Origin of the sequence: Pseudomonas sp. ME-P-057, from assembly GCF_030208975.1 — a bacterium.
Taxonomy (GTDB): domain Bacteria; phylum Pseudomonadota; class Gammaproteobacteria; order Pseudomonadales; family Pseudomonadaceae; genus Aquipseudomonas; species Aquipseudomonas lutea.
In genome coordinates, this window is sequence record NZ_JARVSX010000027.1 from 71,790 (window position 1) to 91,632 (window position 19,843).

The 19,843-nt window shown below is 53.4% G+C and carries 21 protein-coding genes; 8 read left to right on the forward strand and 13 right to left on the reverse strand.

What is annotated here, in order from left to right:
* Window positions 1–106 precede the first annotated feature (106 nt).
* The gene (locus tag QRN48_RS15290) at window positions 107–370 is read left to right on the forward strand and encodes an XRE family transcriptional regulator (protein WP_285351481.1); all 264 of its coding nucleotides are present in this window, start codon (window positions 107–109) and stop codon (window positions 368–370) included.
* Window positions 367–636, forward strand: a complete 270-nt coding sequence (locus tag QRN48_RS15295) for a hypothetical protein (RefSeq protein WP_285351482.1) — start codon at window positions 367–369, stop codon at window positions 634–636. Before QRN48_RS15290 ends, QRN48_RS15295 begins: the two co-directional genes overlap by 4 nt.
* Before the next feature lie 10 nt (window positions 637–646).
* On the opposite strand, the gene QRN48_RS15300 is transcribed toward QRN48_RS15295, so the two are convergent.
* Together QRN48_RS15300 and QRN48_RS15305 are read right to left on the reverse strand one after the other, a co-directional pair.
* Complete coding sequence (locus tag QRN48_RS15300; protein ID WP_285351483.1) at window positions 647–1,225, reverse strand: hypothetical protein; 579 nt, start codon at window positions 1,223–1,225, stop codon at window positions 647–649.
* On the reverse strand, window positions 1,215–2,123 hold the full coding sequence (locus QRN48_RS15305; RefSeq protein WP_285351485.1) for a MobA/MobL family protein: 909 nt from the start codon (window positions 2,121–2,123) through the stop codon (window positions 1,215–1,217). Before QRN48_RS15305 ends, QRN48_RS15300 begins: the two co-directional genes overlap by 11 nt.
* A gap of 215 nt (window positions 2,124–2,338) precedes the next feature.
* Here QRN48_RS15305 and QRN48_RS15310 point away from each other — a divergent pair, with 215 nt between their 5' ends.
* The 5 genes from QRN48_RS15310 to QRN48_RS15330 all read left to right on the forward strand — a co-directional run bounded on the left by QRN48_RS15310 (window position 2,339) and on the right by QRN48_RS15330 (window position 8,601).
* The gene (locus tag QRN48_RS15310) at window positions 2,339–2,779 is read left to right on the forward strand and encodes a conjugal transfer protein TraD (protein WP_285351488.1); all 441 of its coding nucleotides are present in this window, start codon (window positions 2,339–2,341) and stop codon (window positions 2,777–2,779) included.
* Between the two features lie 45 nt (window positions 2,780–2,824).
* Entirely contained in the window at window positions 2,825–5,473 is a 2,649-nt protein-coding gene (locus tag QRN48_RS15315; RefSeq protein WP_285351490.1) for a type IV secretory system conjugative DNA transfer family protein, read from the forward strand.
* 431 nt (window positions 5,474–5,904) lie between these two features.
* Window positions 5,905–6,576, forward strand: coding sequence for a flotillin family protein (locus QRN48_RS15320; RefSeq protein ID WP_285351492.1), 672 nt, complete (start codon window positions 5,905–5,907; stop codon window positions 6,574–6,576).
* Window positions 6,577–6,945: 369 nt separating this feature from the next.
* Window positions 6,946–7,605, forward strand: a complete 660-nt coding sequence (locus QRN48_RS15325; RefSeq protein WP_285351494.1) for a CPBP family intramembrane glutamic endopeptidase — start codon at window positions 6,946–6,948, stop codon at window positions 7,603–7,605.
* 423 nt (window positions 7,606–8,028) lie between these two features.
* Window positions 8,029–8,601 carry a hypothetical protein gene (locus QRN48_RS15330; RefSeq protein ID WP_285351496.1) on the forward strand — a complete coding sequence of 191 codons (573 nt, stop codon included), beginning with the start codon at window positions 8,029–8,031 and terminating at the stop codon, window positions 8,599–8,601.
* 262 nt (window positions 8,602–8,863) lie between these two features.
* On the opposite strand, the gene QRN48_RS15335 is transcribed toward QRN48_RS15330, so the two are convergent.
* The 9 genes from QRN48_RS15335 to QRN48_RS15375 form a co-directional block, all read right to left on the reverse strand.
* Window positions 8,864–9,589, reverse strand: a complete 726-nt coding sequence (locus QRN48_RS15335; RefSeq protein WP_285351498.1) for a hypothetical protein — start codon at window positions 9,587–9,589, stop codon at window positions 8,864–8,866.
* Between the two features lie 516 nt (window positions 9,590–10,105).
* Window positions 10,106–10,813, reverse strand: a complete 708-nt coding sequence (locus tag QRN48_RS15340; protein ID WP_285351500.1) for a hypothetical protein — start codon at window positions 10,811–10,813, stop codon at window positions 10,106–10,108.
* An 818-nt stretch (window positions 10,814–11,631) separates the two neighbouring features.
* On the reverse strand, window positions 11,632–12,789 hold the full coding sequence (locus QRN48_RS15345; protein ID WP_285351501.1) for a glutathionylspermidine synthase family protein: 1,158 nt from the start codon (window positions 12,787–12,789) through the stop codon (window positions 11,632–11,634).
* A gap of 15 nt (window positions 12,790–12,804) precedes the next feature.
* On the reverse strand, window positions 12,805–13,530 hold the full coding sequence (locus QRN48_RS15350; protein WP_037019122.1) for a DUF1190 domain-containing protein: 726 nt from the start codon (window positions 13,528–13,530) through the stop codon (window positions 12,805–12,807).
* Window positions 13,531–13,556: 26 nt separating this feature from the next.
* Window positions 13,557–13,982, reverse strand: a complete 426-nt coding sequence (locus tag QRN48_RS15355) for a DUF350 domain-containing protein (RefSeq protein ID WP_037019121.1) — start codon at window positions 13,980–13,982, stop codon at window positions 13,557–13,559.
* A gap of 13 nt (window positions 13,983–13,995) precedes the next feature.
* Window positions 13,996–14,664, reverse strand: coding sequence for a DUF2491 family protein (locus QRN48_RS15360; RefSeq protein ID WP_285351503.1), 669 nt, complete (start codon window positions 14,662–14,664; stop codon window positions 13,996–13,998).
* A 50-nt stretch (window positions 14,665–14,714) separates the two neighbouring features.
* The gene (locus QRN48_RS15365; RefSeq protein ID WP_285351505.1) at window positions 14,715–15,278 is read right to left on the reverse strand and encodes a rhomboid family intramembrane serine protease; all 564 of its coding nucleotides are present in this window, start codon (window positions 15,276–15,278) and stop codon (window positions 14,715–14,717) included.
* A 64-nt stretch (window positions 15,279–15,342) separates the two neighbouring features.
* Window positions 15,343–16,050 carry a PspA/IM30 family protein gene (locus QRN48_RS15370; RefSeq protein WP_037019115.1) on the reverse strand — a complete coding sequence of 236 codons (708 nt, stop codon included), beginning with the start codon at window positions 16,048–16,050 and terminating at the stop codon, window positions 15,343–15,345.
* A 15-nt stretch (window positions 16,051–16,065) separates the two neighbouring features.
* Window positions 16,066–16,686 (reverse strand): YjfI family protein, encoded by a 621-nt coding sequence (locus QRN48_RS15375; protein ID WP_285351506.1) that lies wholly within the window; start codon window positions 16,684–16,686, stop codon window positions 16,066–16,068.
* 165 nt (window positions 16,687–16,851) lie between these two features.
* Between QRN48_RS15375 and QRN48_RS15380 the strand changes: the two genes are divergently transcribed.
* Window positions 16,852–17,898: an FUSC family protein gene (locus QRN48_RS15380; protein WP_285351507.1), complete on the forward strand. Its 1,047-nt coding sequence runs from the start codon at window positions 16,852–16,854 to the stop codon at window positions 17,896–17,898.
* A gap of 33 nt (window positions 17,899–17,931) precedes the next feature.
* Here the strand turns inward: QRN48_RS15380 and ppk2 are convergent, their stop codons facing one another.
* A complete protein-coding gene (ppk2, locus tag QRN48_RS15385) occupies window positions 17,932–18,843 on the reverse strand; it encodes a polyphosphate kinase 2 (protein ID WP_497295084.1) in 912 nt (303 codons plus the stop codon).
* A 190-nt stretch (window positions 18,844–19,033) separates the two neighbouring features.
* Window positions 19,034–19,804 (reverse strand): DeoR/GlpR family DNA-binding transcription regulator, encoded by a 771-nt coding sequence (locus QRN48_RS15390; protein ID WP_285351509.1) that lies wholly within the window; start codon window positions 19,802–19,804, stop codon window positions 19,034–19,036.
* Between the last annotated feature and the right edge of the window lie 39 nt (window positions 19,805–19,843).

Genomic DNA, 19,843 nt, shown 5'->3' on the forward strand with positions numbered 1-19,843 from the left:
ATTTATAAGCCTAAATGGCTGCAAGCCTCGCCACTGAAGGGCTGCGCGGACAACGCGCATCGCCTTAATCCTTTTATAATCATCTTAATACAGCTTGGAGACCATAATGATTGAGGTCGAAGCAGGCAGCGGCAACGTATACGCTGATATTGGCGACCCTGAAGCTAAGGAAATGCTGGCCAAAGCACGGACGGTTTCCTCGATCATCCGACTCATCGAGGAAAAAGGGCTGTCACTTGGTGACGCAGCACGACTGGCGGGCGTTCCACAGCTGCAGTTAAGCAAGCTTCTGATCGGTCGCTTTCAAACCAACGCCCTGATCGATTTGGAAGAGATGCGGAAAAAAATCCGGGATTGCAAAAACACATGACGAACGTACCTATCGAGCAGCCTAGCTACTGGCGAGACTATTTCATCGCCCTAGATAAAACCCCGCTCGGCCTTGCTGTCTGGCGAGGAATTTTCGACGATACGGAGCTTTGTGAAATCATTACGCTGCCAAAAGAATCCGTCGAAGATGCTCTTGAGAGACACCGGCGCAAGTTGCAAGCCATGCTGCACGCCCTTGAGGAACTCGATCTTCCTGAATTGGAGTGGCTACCGCCCAAAGTGCGGCAACAGCTAGAGATGTTATAGGCAAATCACGTCAGCGTTCGATATCTGCCTCACGGGAATCCTGCTCTTTCGCAAGACGACGTGCCTCGGCTTCGGACCTGATCTGCTCAAGCGTAATGGACGCGCGGGATTGTTCCTGATCGGGCTTTAGCGCCTGATCTTTAACGTGACCTCGCTCCACTGCCTTGGATCGCATCTGCTCAATGCTGGAAACGTTCTGACCATGTACATGGCCGCGACCTTCTGCGTTTCCAGTGCGTGCCGACGGGGCCTTCATCTGCTCCATCGCGCTAGGTAAGCAGGCACTTCCCTCCCCCCTATCCCGCTGCAGTTGATTAATCAAACGCTCTCCATCATCGCTTCGCGCTTGCTCCATTCTACGGATCTGGTCGCGGACCTCCTTCTCCTGGTCTGATCGCTCTTTTTGATCTCGCAATTCTTGAGCTAGCTTTTCCGCCTGCGGAATCATTTCGATGTGTCGCATGGTTTCAAGGTTCTCGCGGCGCTCATTCTTTTGGGAGAGCGCTGTGGCGATTCGTCCGGCCTCTTCTCTACTAATTCGCTCAGCTCTTTCTTTATTAGTAGGACTACGATTGGATTTATCTGACACGTCGCTTTGCCTCCCGCACCGGACCGGCCGCAATGATGGTCTGTTGCGGGCTACCACCCGAGTTTTTTTGCAATTGAGTTCGCCGTTCGCGCTCTTTATCGAGGCTAATAATCTCAGCTCCAGCGCTAGGCACTTCGCGCCGTAAATCATCACGAGAACGAGAAAGCTCGGCTCGGGCCTGTCGGAAGTCGATCACCTTTGCACGCAGCAACGGATCTCTCCACTCGCTAGGCAAATATTTCCGCTCTGGGGTTAACCCAGTGCCCCTTTCGGCATGACTGCGCATGTCGATCCTCTCTGCAAACCCTGCTCGCTGTAGATGTGTGTTGCAGCTCATCTCCCAGCGGTATCGCAGCTGACGTAACTCCGCTTTACGCTCAGCCGCACTCAGTGTGAGTCCAGCGCTTGGGCCATAGCCCTTACGAGCACCACCAATCGCTGGATTCTTGGAGTTATAGCGCTTGAAATACTGCTCAGGATCACGTTCGTAGCTATCACGCTGCCGCTCACTAAACATCAAATGCAGATGGGGCTGCTCTCTGCCGTCTGTTGCTTTAGGTGAGTGAATCGCCCATTGATAAGCATGGCGCGCCCCTATTTCTTGGCGCACAAAGTCACGCACCAGGTCAGCACGCTGCTGTGGTGAAAGCTCACGAGGTAGTGCTATTTCCATCTCGCGGTAAGTAGTGCCATTTCTGCGCTCATTCGCGTCCGCGGCATTCCAAAATTCTTGAGGACAATGCTGAGCCCAAGCCGGCATGTTCCCGGATTCGGTGGCTTCCAGTTTTTCATTTCTATCCAGTCGCGCGGCGTACTTACCCTCACGGGCGATGTAGGCCGCATGCGGTCCTGCCTTCCCAACTTTCCCTACCTTCATGCTTAGACGGCCAATAGCCATATGCGCATTACCTCTACGCTTCTGAATTTTCGCGCCCGCGAAAATTTGCTTTTGATTTTCGCTTCTGCCCCCGGCAGGGCGCGCTGTTTCTGAGGAACGAAGAAACAACTAAGCGCGCCTTCCAATACTGGAAGGATAAAGCAGTCCGCGCGCACATCAAACATATAATAGCTATAATTAAAACCCTAAAAACAAACTTAGCGTAATTAAGCGAAATGAAAGATAAATGGCTTAGCGAAAGAATTCTCCATATAAAAAATCTGAAATCACCAAGTGATCAACAGCGATTACTCCTGATGCTTTCAGAGAAAATCCCTCGAACAAGTGACGAGGAGCGAAAGCTCAGTTTTCTCATCAAGGCGGAGTGGGCAGAAGCCAAGGCACAGAAGGCCAGAAGCGATGTAGCTCGTATTGTTAATGCAGAGAAAGAGTCTGCACGTAAAGCCCGGGACCGCGAGCTCTATCAAGCAGCGGGACTACTCATATTGGCGGGCCTCGTCGATACGAAGACAGGAAGCCCGTTGATTGATCGCGGCGAGTTACTAGGCGCTCTGATTGGGGTTGAGGAAACGTCCGTCACCGATGCAGTGAGGACTGAGTGGAAGCGAACGGGAGACGCACTCCTCGCGAGTCGTGAGCGGCCAAGAAAAAATTAGCGGCTACCAGCGGCACCTTAATCACTTCTTGTATAGGCGATCATAATGAGCATTTCAAAAAATAGTTTTTTTGATGACCCTGTGTCAAAGACAAAGTACTGGCTTCTACATCACGAACAGGAACGAATGCGTACTGTCATCAGGCGCAAGTATGAGGGTGTGCTACACCCACAAGTTTACTGGATCAGCGGGACGGACACTGAGCATGATGGATTATCAAGTGATCATGTCGAAAGGATGGCTCAGAGGCTTTCGCTGTCTCAAATCGGTGTTTTTCTCGCGCAACGTATTTGGGCAAAACGAACTTGGTTGGTTGTTCCTGCGCTGATGCTCATTGGATTATTTTTCACTTATATTTTAGTAAACAAAGCAGGAACAACAACAAATGACACTCTCATCCCACTGGCGTTTACGATCACTGTATGGCTTAGCGTTTTGCTGTGTTGTTCTGCAACACTATTTGGCCCTCTGATCGCTCAAGTACTCCTGCCAAAAACACCAGTGCGTCAGGATGAAATCGACTCAGTGAAAAGCATAATTTCCCGGTGCGTTATTCGTGATTTGGAGCCAGGAACTCCACCCGATTTGGCAGACCGAGCGCGGCTTTTGGTGACAGACTCCAACGGCCAGTCTGTCACGGGACAAGTACTAGCCACCGACCTAGAGTTTTCCGCTGTTCGCTCTGAGTGGATGACCACCAAGGCTGTACTGTTCATGGTTGGCTTGGTAATGCTAACTCCGGCTCTCGCAATCTCATCGCCCATGCTTGCGGTCCTGGATTATTTCGCCCTTTTGGTGTGGAAACGTTTTGCCTTCTGGATTCCGCGAGATCAGGAAAAAGCACAACCGGCACAGAAGGAAACGGACCCGTCTGTATTCCTCCTCGTCATCAAAATAGTCATTATTCCAGCCCTGATTTTTGTGGGACTCTCGGCGTCCTATCGTGAACATCTCGACACATTCATTCGCCTGGATGCTCAGCTGATTAATTGGCTATACGTTATAGGTATGTGGGGTTTCGCAATCTATCTTACCTTCACGGCCAAATCTCCTCTTACGGTTCGCGCAATGCTGCTTGATCAAGCCGTGCGTGAAAGCGGTACCGAACTGTTAATCGACAAGGCCGGACGCGCGTATTTCCAGCACCTGGAGGAAGCACGGAATGAGCAGATTAAAAACGCCAAAACGGACAGCTCTCCTTTCATCCAACTCGGAACCAGTACTGGCTTGTTAGCGCAACGACGTGACCCGCTAGCGCCTACAGAAGCGGGTATACCGTTTGGCTTGTCGGTTACAGATCTGGCTACTCATGTCGGTGTGCTAGGAGCTAGCGGCACGGGCAAAACCTCAGGGGTCATTCGTCCGCTCACCAAACAGTGGATCGATGGCGATCTAGGAGGTCTTCTGGTTCTCGATGGCAAGGGTGCACTGCCGCTTGAGTTCCATGGTATCGACGGCTATACGCTCATCAGCCCAGACCACGGCCCATTCAATCCTATCTATGAGATGACGCCAGATGCTCTGGCTGATGTGTTGCCCGACGTTTGCGACGACGGGAAAGGAGATACCTTCTGGCGAGACTCTGCCCGCCTGATGCTGCGTATGGCGGCAATCCTAGTGGAAGCCCATCCTGATCTTCCCTATACGCTGACACAAATCCAGCAATTTTGCCTGGCAAGCCATCAGGAGCGAGCGGACTGGCTAGATTCCATCTCAAATGAGATTGACCATAGCGGGCGCCTGCTCGCAGCCGCTCACTATTGGTTGTTGGAGTATCCCGATTTCCCAGAGAAGACTGCAGGTTGCATCAGTAACATGCTGCGGACATGGTTGGGGAACATCCTGCTTCAAGAAAAGCTCGGGCCATGGGTCAATACAACTAATACTCAGTTCAGGGTTGAGGGTGTAATGACCGGCCAGAAAATCGGACTTCTATTACCGGAGTCGGAATATGGTATTGGCGGGGTTGCGATCTCGGCCCTATGCATGCGACGAGTCTACGACGCGGTGAAAAAACGCGGCGACAATTGGCAAAATCTGGAAGGCCACCGGCCCGTGCTACTTGCCGCCGACGAAGTTCAGAACCTATTGACCAAAGCAGACTTAGAGACTGTTCCTGTAGCACGCAGCCTTGGCCTGTATCTAATGTTTGCAACGCAAAACGTCGACGGTTTATACAAACGCCTGGAGCGCGATGGTGCGGTTCAGATGCTCGGTAACCTAGCCAGCATCATTGCTTTAGCACCTCGTACAGACGATTCAAACAATTACGTTTCCAAGCGCAGTGGCCATGTGTGGAAGGCCTCAACGCAAAGCTTCCAAGGACTACCAGACGCGGCAAGCGACCTTGGCCTATATGCTAACTCCGGCACGGATCAAGCAATGCAATCGACAACGCTGAATCGACAGGGTCGCTTTGGCGCGCCACGTCTGTCTTACGCTATCGGTCTCTGGCACCGTCAGTGGACTCCCAAAGCCATGAACTGGCTGGATGGGATGGTGGTGCCGGATGACTCAACTCAAGCACCGCAGCGGCCCTCGCTACAGCTAGAGCTGTCGCCCCTTATCCAGCCTGATGAGATTGATACGTTGCTCGCCATACCTGGTACTGCGATAGCAATCATCAATCGTGGACGTATTCAACGTCGTGACGTAATCCGGTTGTACCCGAAACAACACGGGAGTACTGCATGATGACTACTGAAATCCGAATGCCCGTGATGCGTGAAAAAGAGGGTCGCTGGTATTGGCCAGGGTCCACTTCTCCAGCCACCCTCCTTGCATTGGCCCTGCTTCTAGCTGCAGTCGTGTATGCCTACCGATACCCCGCTATGAAAGCTGACGAGGCCGTACAACGCCTTGAAGCAATCAATGCGCTAAGCGCCCAATCGGTGCAACACACTGAAGCAGCACTTTCTCGCCTGCAAGTTTTGATAGCGGACCAGCCTGAGTGGCTGCGAGAAGTTGCAACCCAACAAACGTCTACCCTCCAGGCCTAGCTGTCGCGTATCAAAGCTCCAAGCCAGGAACAGGTCCTTCAGAAAGCAGCGGCACAACAGGAAAAATACGATCAGGCGCAGCAGCTTATCGAGACATCACCGTTCAAAAATCTTACGAAACAACAGGTGCCGCTGAGCGTCGAGGGAAAATTATTTCTAAGCGCGCTTGAGGTCAAGCGGCCCTCCCGCTTCGACTATCAGCGCTTGTCAGATGGCGTACTTGATGCCCTGCCGGTGCTGCAAGAGGGATTCAAGCTACAGGCTCAGACTGAGAACCTGGTTCATCGGCTAGATGTGCAATTGAACGGCGATAAGGCAGGGGCGCTCGGGCCAGCAGCAGTGGCAGAGCAAACTTCCGATGATTACGATAGAGAACAGCCATCTGAGCGGAAGCAGCCGATATCTACACCTGCAGCATCGATTGACACGCTCAGCAGCGCGATCCGTAAAGCGGAGAGAGACGCAGAAAGGCAGGAGCAACAGGCAAAGTTAGACGCTCAGAATCAAGCACGTCAGGTAGAGCGAGACGCTCGACAGGCAGAGCAGCAGGCAGAACGTGAGCAACAGAAACTACAACGCCTGTCCATTCAACGCCAACGTGACACTGATCGCCAGGCCAGCTCAGCCGCCGAGGCTACTCGCCGAGTAGAGCAAGACTCCGAGCGCCGACTAGCGGCGGCAAAACGCCAATCGGAAGCTGCGGCAGCAGCGAAGCAAAGGGAATGTACGGCCAGCATCATGGCGAGAGCCAGATGCGCTGCCCAAGGCTACAACCCGCTGACGGGAGCTAAAAATTGATAGCCGTGACAGAACGCCGAGCTGTTTCTACTTCATCGAGGTCTCTTCATTTTCTCGCGCGCGAAAATCATGGACGGTTCGAAACCTCATCTGCGCGGTGAGCAAATAGTGCTTGGAGCTCGTTTGGACACTCAACACTGTGCTTCCAAACGAGCTGGTGAGAGCCAGGGTGACTTGTCGCGCTGGATCTCACCAGCAACCACAGATTTTCGCGCCCGCGAAAAAACGGTGACACTACCCATTTTCGCGGGCGCGAAAATCTGAACATTACGAGAAGTGAAGACAATGGCAGACCAAGCTACGAACGACTCTGAAATACCCAGACCAAAAACGTGGCACCTATTGTGGGGTAATCACGGTTTGGCACTGATGCCATGGCTGCTCATAGGCCCTGCCGTTTACGTGATTTACCGGCAGCTCGTTAAAATACTCATGGAGAATGTTCCCTACCTCACTCTGATAGGCTATGACGTACCCATTCTTTACGGTCCACCTGCAATTCTGCTTGTCGCAGTGCTATTGCTGCAGAAGCGACTCAGGCCAAACGACAGCTTATTGGGCACAATTAAGCGTCGCCATCTAGTAATTGGTCTTGTATCGGTGTTAGCAGCTTATGCAGTCAGTATCGGGGGTTCCATTTCTCTCGGATTTGGCAGAGAGCTGTCGATGCAAGGAATCGGATTTGGCAAAAGCGAGCCGCAGTACCTGATTATGGTCATCTCATTACTAATCCTGCCGCCTATCGTGGAGGAGATTGCATTCAGGCACTTTATCCTTGGCATGCTGCCGTTCAAGCACCATTTCCTCGTAGCTACTGTGGCAGTGACCCTTTCATCAATCTTTTTTATGTACGCGCACTTAGGCCGCTACGATTTCTGGCCCACACACGCGTTGATGTTTACCCTAGGGGTGATTTTTTCTGTGGCGAGGATTCAGACAGGCGGACTGTTGCTGCCTGTGGCTCTGCACAGCGCGGCGGTGGCAGTTGCTCTTACCGCTAACCTCTTCTGGGGCTCTTTGGGTGGGTGACCTTTTGCGTAGTCGTTATGAATGGTTCAAGACATTCCACCAGTGAAGGCGGTGATGAACAACTCCCATGTAGAAACGCAGATAGCCTCCGAATTCGTGAAACAGCGCTGGGGTCACCACCGGTATTGATTATGAGCTTCCGATCCTAGGCGTCCCGCCAGAATTTATCGACTGCCATCCGCTGCGTTGCCGCGAATAGACTGTGCCGAGATGTCGCCCCGCTGTCAGCAGCAGTAGATGTCATTTAAAAAATGATATCAGATTGACATCAATGATCCAATTTGCCATATACTGCCCATTCCCAACCTGTCATGACGAGCAATTGCTGGCTGATTAACAGGAGATTCTTATGTTTTTCAACATTGAATAGAATACACCTAATGTTACTGACTAATATGAAACTATAAACTGCAGGAGCTAAACATGAATGGAATCCGCCTGAAAGAAAGTTGCGGAACTTTCGTATACTTTTTTGTTTTCACACTAGCGCTGGCTTTTGTTGGTGCAAAATTCCCGCCGCTAGCACAAAATATTAGCGAAATAATGCAAGAACACATCGCAGGAAAGACCATAATGGTTTTTTCTGGATTGACTGTATTTTTTGCTTTTTTCTGCGCCACAAGTAGAATGATTAAACCAAGGGACTATGGCAAAACAGTAAAGCTGCTAGTTTTGGCTCCTAGTAATTTCATTATAACTCTAGCTTTTGTAGCAGCAGCAATGAACTGGGCAGTCGCAATTTCATCACCTTTTCTTTTTCCATCGGTCGTTAATGGAGAAGTATTTCTTCAACTTGCTCGCAACTCACTTGAAATCACCGGAATTGCATTGGGTTTAGGTCTGACTGTTTGGGTTTTGCACTGGTCCCCCGATCTGTACAAAAAACAGGCTCCCTTTGAAACACCGGGAACAAGCTTGTTCTGGATAGTTTATACAGTTAACACCATATTTTGGGGGTCGTTTTTTGCAACCCTAATTTTCAAGGTAATTTTTTAATAACGTTTCATTCAGTAGTTCGCTGTCAGTAAGGGATTACACTTTACCTGGCCATTTGCTTAGGAATTAGCTGCTTGGGGTCGCTTTCAGTTGACCCCAGCGTTCCGTGACAGTCGGCAATGGGCCAGTAGCAGTTATTATAATTTTTGAGAGCCGGCAGGCAAAAAAATCCAAAATCAATACCCGAGTCGGTAATCCAGAGGTTTCAAAGACTTGAATCAAAATGCGCGACGATGCCGACTCAGCTTAATAAATTCTACACTCATACTATTCGCAAGGGCATATATACGAATTTAGAGAAATCAACTTCTAGCTCATTTGTAAACGGCTCTTCGTACACCTTTGCATCGAACCCAGAGAACGTTAATCCATTCTTCTTCAAAGCGCAGAAGACCCTACAGGTTGCAGAAATGAAGATAGGCATAACGTTTACATAGATTTGTCCAATTGGATACCGTTGAGATTCTGCGTATGCTTTTATATCTAAAAATCCAAGATCGGAATTCATTTTTTCCAAAAGCGCTGTTCGTTTCGCAGCCCCCATTTTCTTTTCCAGATAAGGGGAATTTAAATCCCCATCCATCCGGAGATAAAAATCCTCAAGTTTGTAGAAATAACGCATCTTGGAGGGTACCCCTAGCACTGGGTAGTCAATCAAAAGAAATTCTGCTCCCAGATATTTTTTGAATTTATCATCCAGCGCCATTTCATGATTCCAACTCTTGAAAAGCAAGTGATCTCGATGATGGATCGCATTCCGCATAAGGATTAAAGACGCGGTATCTGCGCTTGAGAAATAGTCGATTTGATTTTTTGATACATCGTACAAACTATGAAAAGCTTCAAGCTTTGATTCAAATGCGCGATCTAAATTATCAATCGCCTCTTCTTTATCTATGTATTTCAGCCTCTGAAATTCGCAATGTGTCTCAACATAAATTCTCATCGAATTTGCGAGTTTCCTAACTGCCTGCTGTAAAATCTCCACGACACATTCCTTAGATATAAAAACCCTATTTTAGAGTGTAGCTCTAGAGTTTGCACTACATCCATCGATCAATCGGGTTTGGCGGCCATTGGGACGGAAGAGCGCAGTACTCTGAGCGAAAAAGTTGATATTGCGCAACTACCACATATCCCCCCATCGATCTCGGCGATAGATTACCCACCTACGTCTATAGCTCTTCCAGCCTCCATCACCGACGGCCGAAGGCAGCTATTCGTGAACAGCAGCTTTCGAGCCAGCGCAGACACCAACCAACAATTGCATCTTTTCAGAAGCGGGCTGTAATTTGTTCGCCAGTAGGTAAGCGCATACCATTATATTTTACGTGACTCATCCCCCCAGCAAACCAAACCCAACCCAACCCAACCCAAAAACTTGCCGATCTAGAAATCAGCACCTGCATTGTCAGTCAATTTGTACACGTACCAAAACAATAGAAGCTGGCCCTGGCATACGTAAGACTGAATGTTAGGATGCTTCTCGCGCCTAGAAAATGTCCTAATTACTATTGTTTCTATTAACTCTTTTTAGCACCTCATCCATCCCTGGCCACGGAATGTCGTCTTTTAGGTTCCCAGATTTTTTATACCAGCTATCAAAACTCTCTTTCTCCTTCTTTGTCATGACCTGATAAATTTCCAGCATCTCTGGAGTTAGTGAAGCTGCTTGAATGGCCATTTTGGTTCTGATCATATCAATGAATTCGCGGAACATTTCTGCTGTAATCGCGAGCGCACCAGGCGCCAATTTCCAAGCAAGGACCTCAAACTGATAACCGTTCTCGGGTATTGTGGACTTGTTATGGAGGATGCAGTGCCTAATTTTACGCAGATCCCCCATCAGCGGGGCAATCAGTGTGCTAGCTTCAACCCCAGCTGCTTTGGCTATTTTATGCCTATAAGTTTCGTCCCATAACGAATAAATGCTACAAAGTAAGGATTTGCAAATTTCATTAACAAAAAAACCATTTTTCTTTGATTTTTCGACAAACATCGAAATATCCATTCTGGCATGATATTTTGGGTTGGACTCCGTATCAGATGCTATCCAGACTTTCTGACCAGGCTTCGCTCTTTCCTTAGCGATGATATCTCCATTTGTTTCTATTCCCTTAGAGGCAAACATCAAGCAGAATAAGTATTCTCCGCAAGTTTCCTGAAACTCCCCCATTAAATCGTTAACTTCATTTTTCGATTTGTTTTCCATTCATGATCTCGACTACCAAAAAATACTTTATTTTAGCTACGCAAACTTTAAGTTATTGCGCATCATGTGTTGCATACGAAGCACAGTCGCATCACTGGACGCTATTTCTTGCCTTTATACGGTGATGGGAACAACGGAATAACTTGTATGGCAACGTGCGGAGATCCTGGCTATGACGCGCTATGGGACAGTCTGCAACCACGCCCACTGTGACAAAGCCTTCCCTTCCCTGAGGACACCGCATAGACCGTATTGCCAATACGGCCGTGTGCCTCGGCACAGAAAATTAGTAGGCCACAAAGCCTCGCTTCGAACCAGAAATATCTGCGCTACCTGAATCAGTTCCAGTTCATGGGGAGGACAAGGTATCCGGCTCTTCCTACCTTGGCTCTCGATCGCATGCTACGTTCCTATGACCTGAGCGAGATTGCTTCATCGGGCCAAGTGTACTTTATGGTAGTTGGTAGGCGCTTTTGGGAGCTGCGGCTAATGGGTGGTCAAGTCACTACCATTACCTATCTGAAGCTACGGACTTGTGCTGAGGTGGCGGCGTACCGGTACAACAGCAGTACAGTCATTACCTATTGCAGATTTCTGAAAACTACGCCAAACCCACGGTTTACGCCGCTTTAAGCTTTGCGTACCTACGTTACTCTACGGACGGTTTTATTAAGGTTGCAGCGTTTCTAGGCAACTCATAATCCCTTGGTCCACGGTTCGAGTCCGTGTGGGCCCACCAAATAAAAAGCCGCGCATTGCGCGGCTTTTTTTCGTTCTGGCTCAGCGCAATCCGTGAGTGGCTTGCGCACGCTACCGAGTCAGTCGATCACGACATGCGGAAGGAACCGGCTGCTGTCTTTGGTGATGAGGCTGTCGTCTTCACGAATGCCGATCCCCGACGCTGTATCGCCCACCACCCATGAGCCGATCAGCGTGTAGCTGTCACCGAAACGGGGGAGCGGGGCGAACGCTTGCAGGATGTAGGGCGCATCGTTGTAGGGGCCATCTTCGAAAATGACCTGGTCGTTGGGCGTCCGAATCTCTATGTTGGCGCCCTCCCGAGAGAAGTACGGCTTGCGAACCCAGCCTTTCGGCACCGCGGACTGCGGCTGTTTGTCGACGAAGGACGGGAGCAGATTGGGATGACCTTCGTTGTATTCCCACAGCAACGGCAGGATGCCCTTGTTGGACACGATGGCCTTCCACGCAGGCTCGATGAATTGCGTATCGCATTGCGGGATGGCCTGACCATGCGGCTCATGGAACACATGTTCCCAGGCGTGCAGCTTGAAAATGCGCTCGATCCAACGGCCCTGGAGATCGACGAATCTGCCTTCGGCGTTGAGGCCAATGTCCTCAATGTCGATATGGCGCGTTTCGATGCCTGCATGCTCGGCCATTTTGCGCAGGAACTCAGTGGTGCCTTTGTCTTCTGTCGAACCTGACATCGATGAGAAGTAAAACGGCCCGCCGTCCCTGATCGCCAGAAACGCCCGGACCAGGTCTTCGGCCATCGAGTTGAATTGTGAAGCGTGCGCGGGCAGAACGCCGCGCTGGATCTGCTCTTCAAGCCAGATGAGCTGAAACGCGCCGGCCTCGTAAGCCGACGTGGGCGTGTCCATGTTCGCTTCCAGCAGCTTGGCGGGGTTCTCGCCGTCGTAGCTGAAGTCGAAACGGCCATAAAGATGTGGGTGGCCTTCCTTCCAGGAAGTGCGGACCAGATCGAAAAACGCCGGCGGGATGGCAAGTCGCGTCAACAGCTCCTCACTCTCAACGACCTTCTCCACGACATCCAGGCACATGGCATGCAGTTCTTGGGTGGGCGCTTCGATATCGCGGGTGATCTGCGCTTCCGTGAACTGGTAATAGGCTCGCTCATCCCAATAGCGTTCGCCGTCGATGGTGTGAAAGTCGAACCCCTCACGCTCGGCGGTCTGCCGCCAGTCCGGCCGCTCCTCGATGCTGATCCTTTTCATGGGTAACGTCCTGTGTTATCCGCCGAAGCTTGAGCCACTGCTTTTGCCGCCCCAACCGCTGCGGGCGGTGGCCTGACTGCCGAAACCGCCACGGGACACGGACGATGAAACCGATGAATTTCGGCCCAATGTGCTTTTGGAGTACGTCCCGGTCGAGCTGCTTCGCGCCTGGCTGGAATTGCCGAAGGTTTTGCCGCGCTCGATCTGGCGAGACAACGTGGAAGTCTGGTAACCGCCGCGCGAGTCGCGTTCCTGGTAAATGGGTTGCGAGTAGTAACGACCACCGCCGCCGGTGAATCCGTTGACCATGTTGCTGACGAGCATTCCCATCAGGAAGCCGTTCACTCCTGAGCCGAAGCCACCGCCTCCGCCGCCCGATTGCTCGGCCTGGGACTTCGCGGCGTCGACCTGGGATTTGGGAAGCTCGCCAGAGAGCTCCAGCTGAAAGCCGCCCAGCTTGGGGGTGAACTTGCCATCGGTGTTCTGCTGGCAGTAATCAGGGACGAAATCCGCCTCACATGAAGCAGCGTCGTCATAGGTCGGGGCGATACGGCGGTGTTCCGCCAGCGCGCTCATGTAGGCGTCCGAGCAAATGTCTACCGGGACTTTCTGATCCACACAGGCCTGGACTGATGGATAGGTTTGCTGCGCAGAGACCTCAACAGTGTCGGACTTGCTGCATGCGCTCAGGGCCAGCGGCAGCGTGCCCGCCAGAACCAGTTTCAGGGAACTACGTCTCATCGATAACTCCTTTCGATCACAAGCGATCAGGTCGACGGCGTCATGCAGGCCGAGTTGAGAAAACCGACACTGATCGAGACGCTGGCCGCGTAGATCGCCGCGGCCAGCTCGCCCCGGGTGATGCGCGCGGACAGATCCTTCAAGACCATGCTGGTGGCGGTGAAGGCCAGCAACTGGACGAAAGCGGCGATGACTGCCCAGATGACCACATCCAGAACGCTGATGCTGTAGGCGATCACGTTGCTGGCAGGCAAGGCGAAGCCGATCAGCGCGCCACCCAACGCCACTGCGGCGGCAACATTGCCCTCACGGATCTGGACGAACTCCTTGTGCGGGGTCAGACGTGTGTAGGCCATCTGAAACAACGCGAACAATACGGCGGCCACAATGATGTAGACCAGAAAGCTCAGCACCGACTGGAAGTTGAGGGACATGCGAAGCGCGTCGAGCATTGTTTACTTCCTTTTAAATGACAGTGAAATCTGTGGACTGCAGGGTCACGCCGACAGATGTAGTGAGGGTAACGATACCTTCCTCATCCTCCTCGACAGACAGCAGTAGAAACTCGCGACGGTCCACCAGGCCGGTGTCCCGCGCGTACAACATGCTAAGGTGCTTGATACGGTAGGTACCGTCCGGACTGACAACGTGCTCATCCATTGGCGTGAGCTCGGTCTGGCCCTCTTCGGTGCCCCACTGACGGCCGTACTCCCAGCCGTCGTGCTCGTACACGGGTAGGCCCACTTTCGAGGCAGGCCCCACCAAACGCTTGAGTTCCGCCTCGCTGTTGATCGTCACGGCGCTGCTGTAGCCAAACAGGATGATGTCCTGAACGTCTTCAGCCGAAGGCCCGTTCATCATGACCTGCATCCAGTAATCTTCGTCCTCGAAGTAGAAGCGTACCAGCCGCACGGATTGTCCAAGGTCAACCTGCCCAACCGACCAGACCACTTCCTCGTTGGGGACAATCAACTCTGAATGACCGTCGAGCATCAGCTTCAGAGAGTCATCGAGGTCCAGCATTCGGCCAGTAGCCAACCCGAATGGATTAAGCAAATTGCTATTGGCAAGTGATTCGGAACCGGCCGATGGATTGGGTGCCGCAAGGCCTAACGCGCGTTTGATCCAACTCATGATTCAACTCCTTGAAGTCGCGCCGAGGCGATATGGAAAAATGCTGCAACTCAGCTCGCAGGGCCTTTTTCGAGAAGCCGCCGCGAGTGCATCAGCCAAGCCGTCACGATACCGGCAAGCGCGCCACACAGGTGTGACTCAATCGATACGCCAGGCACTGGAACGAAACCGAAGACCAGCCCGCTGTAACCCAGCAGGGTCACCAGGGCAATCGCGAAACTCGCCAGGCTGCGCTGATACCACGCTCGAGCCAGTAGATACGCCCACAAGCCGAAAATAAGACCACTGGCCCCCACGTGGATAACCGGTCGGCCGACAACCCAGACCATCAGGCCTCCCAGCACGACAACGAGCACCGCCACACGGATGTAACGTTGAAGCCCCTCGGTCGCCACCAGCCAACTCAGCACCACAAACGGCAGGAGATTGCTCAGCAAGTGACGTACCGAGCCGTGCAGGAACGGCGAGAAAAAGATGCCCTGCAGACCTGAAACGGTTCTCGGCACCAGGCCATGCGACAGCAGGCTGTTGGCGGTCAGCGAGTTAACCATCTGCACCACGATCATCACAGCGGCGAGTGAGAGTATCGTTCGTAGTCCATTTCCGATATTCATCTGCGCGCCCTGAAAATCGAAAAAAGGCAGCCGGTAAAAACCGACTGCCTTTGTTTAACGGTGCTTATTGACCCGCGTTACCGTTCTGGCTCTGCGCTTTCAAACGGGCGAGGACGTCGGCCGCGCCGCCTGTTTTTGCGCCGATGCCGGCATCCTGAAGACGACGCTCAAGGTCACCGCCATTGGCAGCCTCGGCGAGCTCATCCGCCGCTTCAAGCCTTGCGTCCTGCTCATCCTGACGCTGCTTGATGCGTGCCAGCGAACCCACTGCGGTCTCAAGCCGACCATTGGCGCCGCCGGTGGCCGCAGCGGCGTTGATTTGCGCTTTTTGTACGCTGTCTCGAGCCTTGGCCATATCGGTCTGCTGGCGCAGGCCCTTGATCTGGCTCTCAGCCTTGATGACTTGTGCGGTCAATTTGGCCACATGGACGCCGAACTGGTCGGCTGCAAGTTTTTCCTGATCACGCAGGGCGGTCAGTTCGGCTACTTTTTCAGCACATTCGAGCGCGAGCGCTTCTTCGCCCTTGTTCATTGCTGCGAGCGCTTTCTGCTCCCAGTTGGCGATGTTCTTGTCGTGTTCTTCGACGCGCTGTAGCGAAAGCTTGTGCTTGGCTTTGATCTGAATCAGTTGATTGCGCGCCGCCAGCATGGAGGCGTCGGCGTCACGGATTTCCTGGTCCAGGATTCGCAGCGCCTGGGCATCGACGATGGCTTCACCTACTTCGGAAGCTCCACCACGCAGGGCGGTTACCATTTTTTTCCAAAGGCTCATTGATGTGTCTCCCGGTTACTGTGAATCGGATTTGAGGAAATCTTCGTAGGCGTCGGCAGCGTGGATCACGTTTTCTGCCAGCGTGAGCACCTCGTGGACGATGACCGTCAGCGAAGAGGCGGCGCTCAGTGCGCCGAACATGTTGTAAAAGGTTTCGCCGTTTGGCAGGGTCTCGATGCCGATCGACGACAACGGAAAGAGCTCCCGGCTACGCAGTACGGCGTCATTGAAGGCGGCCGGGTCTTTGACTTCAGAGGCGTAAACCAGCACGGAATCGACCAGAATCTGGTCGCCTGCGATGGCGATGATGATCGGCAAGCCGCCAAACTGGTTCATCACCAGGCTCAGACTCGGCTCAGCGCCTTGAATGAGGGTCAGCTCGATGTCCTTGTCTTTAACCACGTCCAGCTCGGCGAACGCCGAATGAAGTGAGTTGATCGTCCAATTGCTATTCTCAGTCATGAATCCCTCCAGTTTGATCCGGTTACCCAAATAGGGTTGGCGCAACACCTTTTCGATGTCTCTCAGCACTTCCGCGTTTTCAGGAAGCACATACAGTTCTCGCTTTACATACCCGGCCGCCGTCAGCCGAGCGCGCATCTCGCGCATGTAATCGGTTGAAGTTTTCCGAGCCATTGCAGCCTCTGCCAAACATCACATGTGATAGCGATGCACCCTACGCGCAATCATCACCCTGCGCAATCTCTCACATGTGATGTTTTTGTTAAGCGCTAGAAGCTGGGTCACCGGTGCCTTTGGCTGCTTGCGGATATATTCATCATCCCGATGGTCTGTAACCCCATGAATACAGTGTCCCTCCCCTCATGGCTTCGTCGCCTACTGCGTCCACTGCTGGACCCCTATCGTCGTTACCGGCATGCCCGTTACATCCATGCCGGCCGTATCGTGGTCGGGCTGCTGGTGTCGATTCTCCTGACGACCGGCGTTCATCTGCCCCACGGGGAATGGGCCTCTGTGACGATGCTGATTGTCATTGGAGGGCTGCAGCATCACGGCAACATCGGCAAGAAGTCAGTGGAGCGCGCCTACGGGACATTGATTGGTGCAGCCTTGGGCCTTGCGGTGGTTGCGCAGGAAAGCTACCTGGGCATGCCGTTACTGACCTACGTAATCATGTCGCTGATCTGCGGCTTCTTCGCCTATCACGCGATCGGCAAGGGCGGTTATACGGCGCTGCTGTCGGCGATCACTTTATTTATCGTGGCGGGGCACGGCGATAACCCGATCACCGACGGGCTGTGGCGCACCGTCGACATCTTGATCGGGATTGCGCTCGCACTGGCTTTCTCGTTCGCCCTGCCGTTGTATGCGGTGTATTCGTGGCGCTATAACCTGGCGAGTGGGCTGCGGGACTGTGCAGTGGCCTACGAGCGGATCGCCAGCGGCCAGTCAATTACCGCCGACGAGCATGTGAAATTGACCGCAAGAATGGGGGCGACGCTGCTCCAGCTGCGCTCGCTGATGCCGTCGGTTTCCAAGGAAGTGAAGATTTCAATCGTCGAGCTGGATGCCATTCAAGGCCATTACCGCATGTGCCTGAGCCTGCTGGAAATCCTTTCGAACCTGCGTCCTGCAGATGTCGGGAGCACGGGCGTTACTGCAGAGCAGCGGCGCATTCGCCGCATGCTGATCGGCATGGCCCGCGCGCTGCAGACCGGGGCTACCGAGCGTTTGCAGCGCCCTACGGAAAGCCTGGCCATCGGGCCAGATGTGCCCACCGCCTCGACGGAATTGCTGGGTTACCAGTTAATGACTCGTCAGTTCACGCACAACTTGGAAAGCTTGCAACAGTGCCTGGCGAAGACAGCACCGGCGTGGAAGATCTGACCACACCGGGGCCCAGGTGCTGCACGGTGAGGATCAGTACACCGGCGGCACAACCATCTCGCGCGGCACGGGTGCGCGCAGGTAGTTAGCATTGTACTCGCGCTCCGGCAGCACCACTTGCGGCGTTTCCGTATCGCCGCGCGGGATCTGTTCCAGCAGGTGATGAATACAGTTGAGGCGCGCACGCTTCTTGTCGTCGGCCTCGACGATCCACCAGGGCGCGACGTCGGTGTGGGAACGGGTGAGCATTTCTTCCTTGGCGCGCGTGTAGTCTTCCCAGCGACGACGGGACTCAAGGTCCATCGGTGAGAGCTTCCACTGCTTCAACGGGTCATGGATGCGCATCAGAAAGCGCCGGTATTGCTCGTCATCGGTGATGGAGAACCAGTACTTGATGAGGATGATGCCGGAGCGCACCAGCATTTTTTCGAACTCGGGCACGGTGCGGAAGAATTCTTCGTATTCCTCGTCATTGCAGAAGCCCATGACCCGCTCGACGCCAGCCCGGTTGTACCAACTGCGGTCGAACAGCACCATTTCGCCAGCGGCAGGCAGGTGTGCGACATAGCGCTGGAAGTACCACTGGGTGCGCTCGCGCTCGCTCGGCGCGGTCAGTGCGGCGACCCGGCAGACCCGCGGGTTGAGCCGCTGAGTGATGCGCTTGATTGCACCACCCTTGCCTGCCGCATCACGACCTTCAAACAGCACGACCACTTTGAGCTTCTGGCTGACAACCCAGTCTTGCAGCTTGACCAGTTCACCCTGCAGCCGCAGCAGTTCACGGAAGTACAGGCGGCGATCAATCCCTTTGGGCACCTCCTCTCCCAGATCGGCCAGCAAGCCATCCAGGCGCGCGTCGTCGTATTCCATTTCCAGTTCCTCGTCGAAGCTGTCGAGGATATCGGCCTGGATGTAACGGGCGGTTTCGGAGAAATCCAGAGTCATGACGAGTCTCCCGAGTGCGTTCAAAAGGGTGGGGGGAGAATTTAGGCACGCCAGAGGTGACAGCTGAATGACAGAGCGGTGACAGCATAGAAATGTCCTACGACGAGACCACTCTTTTCGCGGGAGCTTAATGACAGCCAAGGCAATACGCGGCCTGGAAGGGTCAGCCGCAGTGATCTCAGGGACGAGATTAAACGCTGACCGTTTCTACGGTGATTTGCGGGTGGGCCTCAAAGGGTGCCACAAGGCTTTCATCGGCTTGGGCGGCAGTGATCAACGTCCACTCGCGCTCAATCGGCGTCCAGTGCTGCTGTCGCGCACGGCCAAGCTTGTCCGCGTCAGCCAGGACGAACACCTGAGCCGCGCGCTTGATGATGCATTCCTTCAGATAAGCCTGCTGGTCGCTGGCTTCGCACAAACCGAACTCGGCGACCACACCATCAGCGCCCAGAAATGCCTTATCGACGCTCAGCCGGCTGAGCGTCAATTCCGCAAGCGGGCCCAGTGTGCTCATGCTCGAGCCTCTGAGATCGCCGCCGATCAGCGTCAGGCGAATGCCCGGCGCATTCGCCAGCGTCATAACGGCCATGAGATTGTTGGTGACCACGTGGACGTTCTGCCGTGACGAAAGATGCAGGGCCAGCGCAGCACACGTCGTTCCGCCATCAAGAAGTACCGTGTCGCCGTCCTTGATGTGCAACGCTGCCGCCTGTGCAATGGCGTTTTTCTGGTCGCGCTGGGTCGCTTTGCGCTCCTCAAGCGAGGCCTCGGGCTCGTGTACGCCGATCAACGCCGTAGCGCCGCCGTGCGTACGCACCAGATGCCGCTGCTTGGCCAACATGGTCAGATCGCGACGGACTGTCGCTTCCGACACACCGAGGGCAGCGCTCAGTTGCTCGACGTTGGTGTCACGGGCGCGCACCAGTTCCAGAATGGCGCGGTGACGGTCGTTGGCTTTCATGGGCGGCCTCGTTGCAGAAAGGCCGCTGATCTTACACGA

Coding starts and splice junctions, on each gene's coding strand:
- QRN48_RS15290 (WP_285351481.1), top strand. CDS start 107: ATGATTGAGGTCGAAGCAGGCAGCGGCAACGTATACGCTGATATTGGC.
- QRN48_RS15295 (WP_285351482.1), top strand. CDS start 367: ATGACGAACGTACCTATCGAGCAGCCTAGCTACTGGCGAGACTATTTC.
- QRN48_RS15305 (WP_285351485.1), bottom strand. CDS start 2,123: ATGGCTATTGGCCGTCTAAGCATGAAGGTAGGGAAAGTTGGGAAGGCA.
- QRN48_RS15310 (WP_285351488.1), top strand. CDS start 2,339: ATGAAAGATAAATGGCTTAGCGAAAGAATTCTCCATATAAAAAATCTG.
- QRN48_RS15315 (WP_285351490.1), top strand. CDS start 2,825: ATGAGCATTTCAAAAAATAGTTTTTTTGATGACCCTGTGTCAAAGACA.
- QRN48_RS15325 (WP_285351494.1), top strand. CDS start 6,946: ATGCCATGGCTGCTCATAGGCCCTGCCGTTTACGTGATTTACCGGCAG.
- QRN48_RS15330 (WP_285351496.1), top strand. CDS start 8,029: ATGAATGGAATCCGCCTGAAAGAAAGTTGCGGAACTTTCGTATACTTT.
- QRN48_RS15340 (WP_285351500.1), bottom strand. CDS start 10,813: ATGGAAAACAAATCGAAAAATGAAGTTAACGATTTAATGGGGGAGTTT.
- QRN48_RS15345 (WP_285351501.1), bottom strand. CDS start 12,789: ATGAAAAGGATCAGCATCGAGGAGCGGCCGGACTGGCGGCAGACCGCC.
- QRN48_RS15350 (WP_037019122.1), bottom strand. CDS start 13,530: ATGAGACGTAGTTCCCTGAAACTGGTTCTGGCGGGCACGCTGCCGCTG.
- QRN48_RS15355 (WP_037019121.1), bottom strand. CDS start 13,982: ATGCTCGACGCGCTTCGCATGTCCCTCAACTTCCAGTCGGTGCTGAGC.
- QRN48_RS15360 (WP_285351503.1), bottom strand. CDS start 14,664: ATGAGTTGGATCAAACGCGCGTTAGGCCTTGCGGCACCCAATCCATCG.
- QRN48_RS15365 (WP_285351505.1), bottom strand. CDS start 15,278: ATGAATATCGGAAATGGACTACGAACGATACTCTCACTCGCCGCTGTG.
- QRN48_RS15370 (WP_037019115.1), bottom strand. CDS start 16,050: ATGAGCCTTTGGAAAAAAATGGTAACCGCCCTGCGTGGTGGAGCTTCC.
- QRN48_RS15375 (WP_285351506.1), bottom strand. CDS start 16,686: ATGGCTCGGAAAACTTCAACCGATTACATGCGCGAGATGCGCGCTCGG.
- QRN48_RS15380 (WP_285351507.1), top strand. CDS start 16,852: ATGAATACAGTGTCCCTCCCCTCATGGCTTCGTCGCCTACTGCGTCCA.
- ppk2 (WP_497295084.1), bottom strand. CDS start 18,843: ATGACTCTGGATTTCTCCGAAACCGCCCGTTACATCCAGGCCGATATC.
- QRN48_RS15390 (WP_285351509.1), bottom strand. CDS start 19,804: ATGAAAGCCAACGACCGTCACCGCGCCATTCTGGAACTGGTGCGCGCC.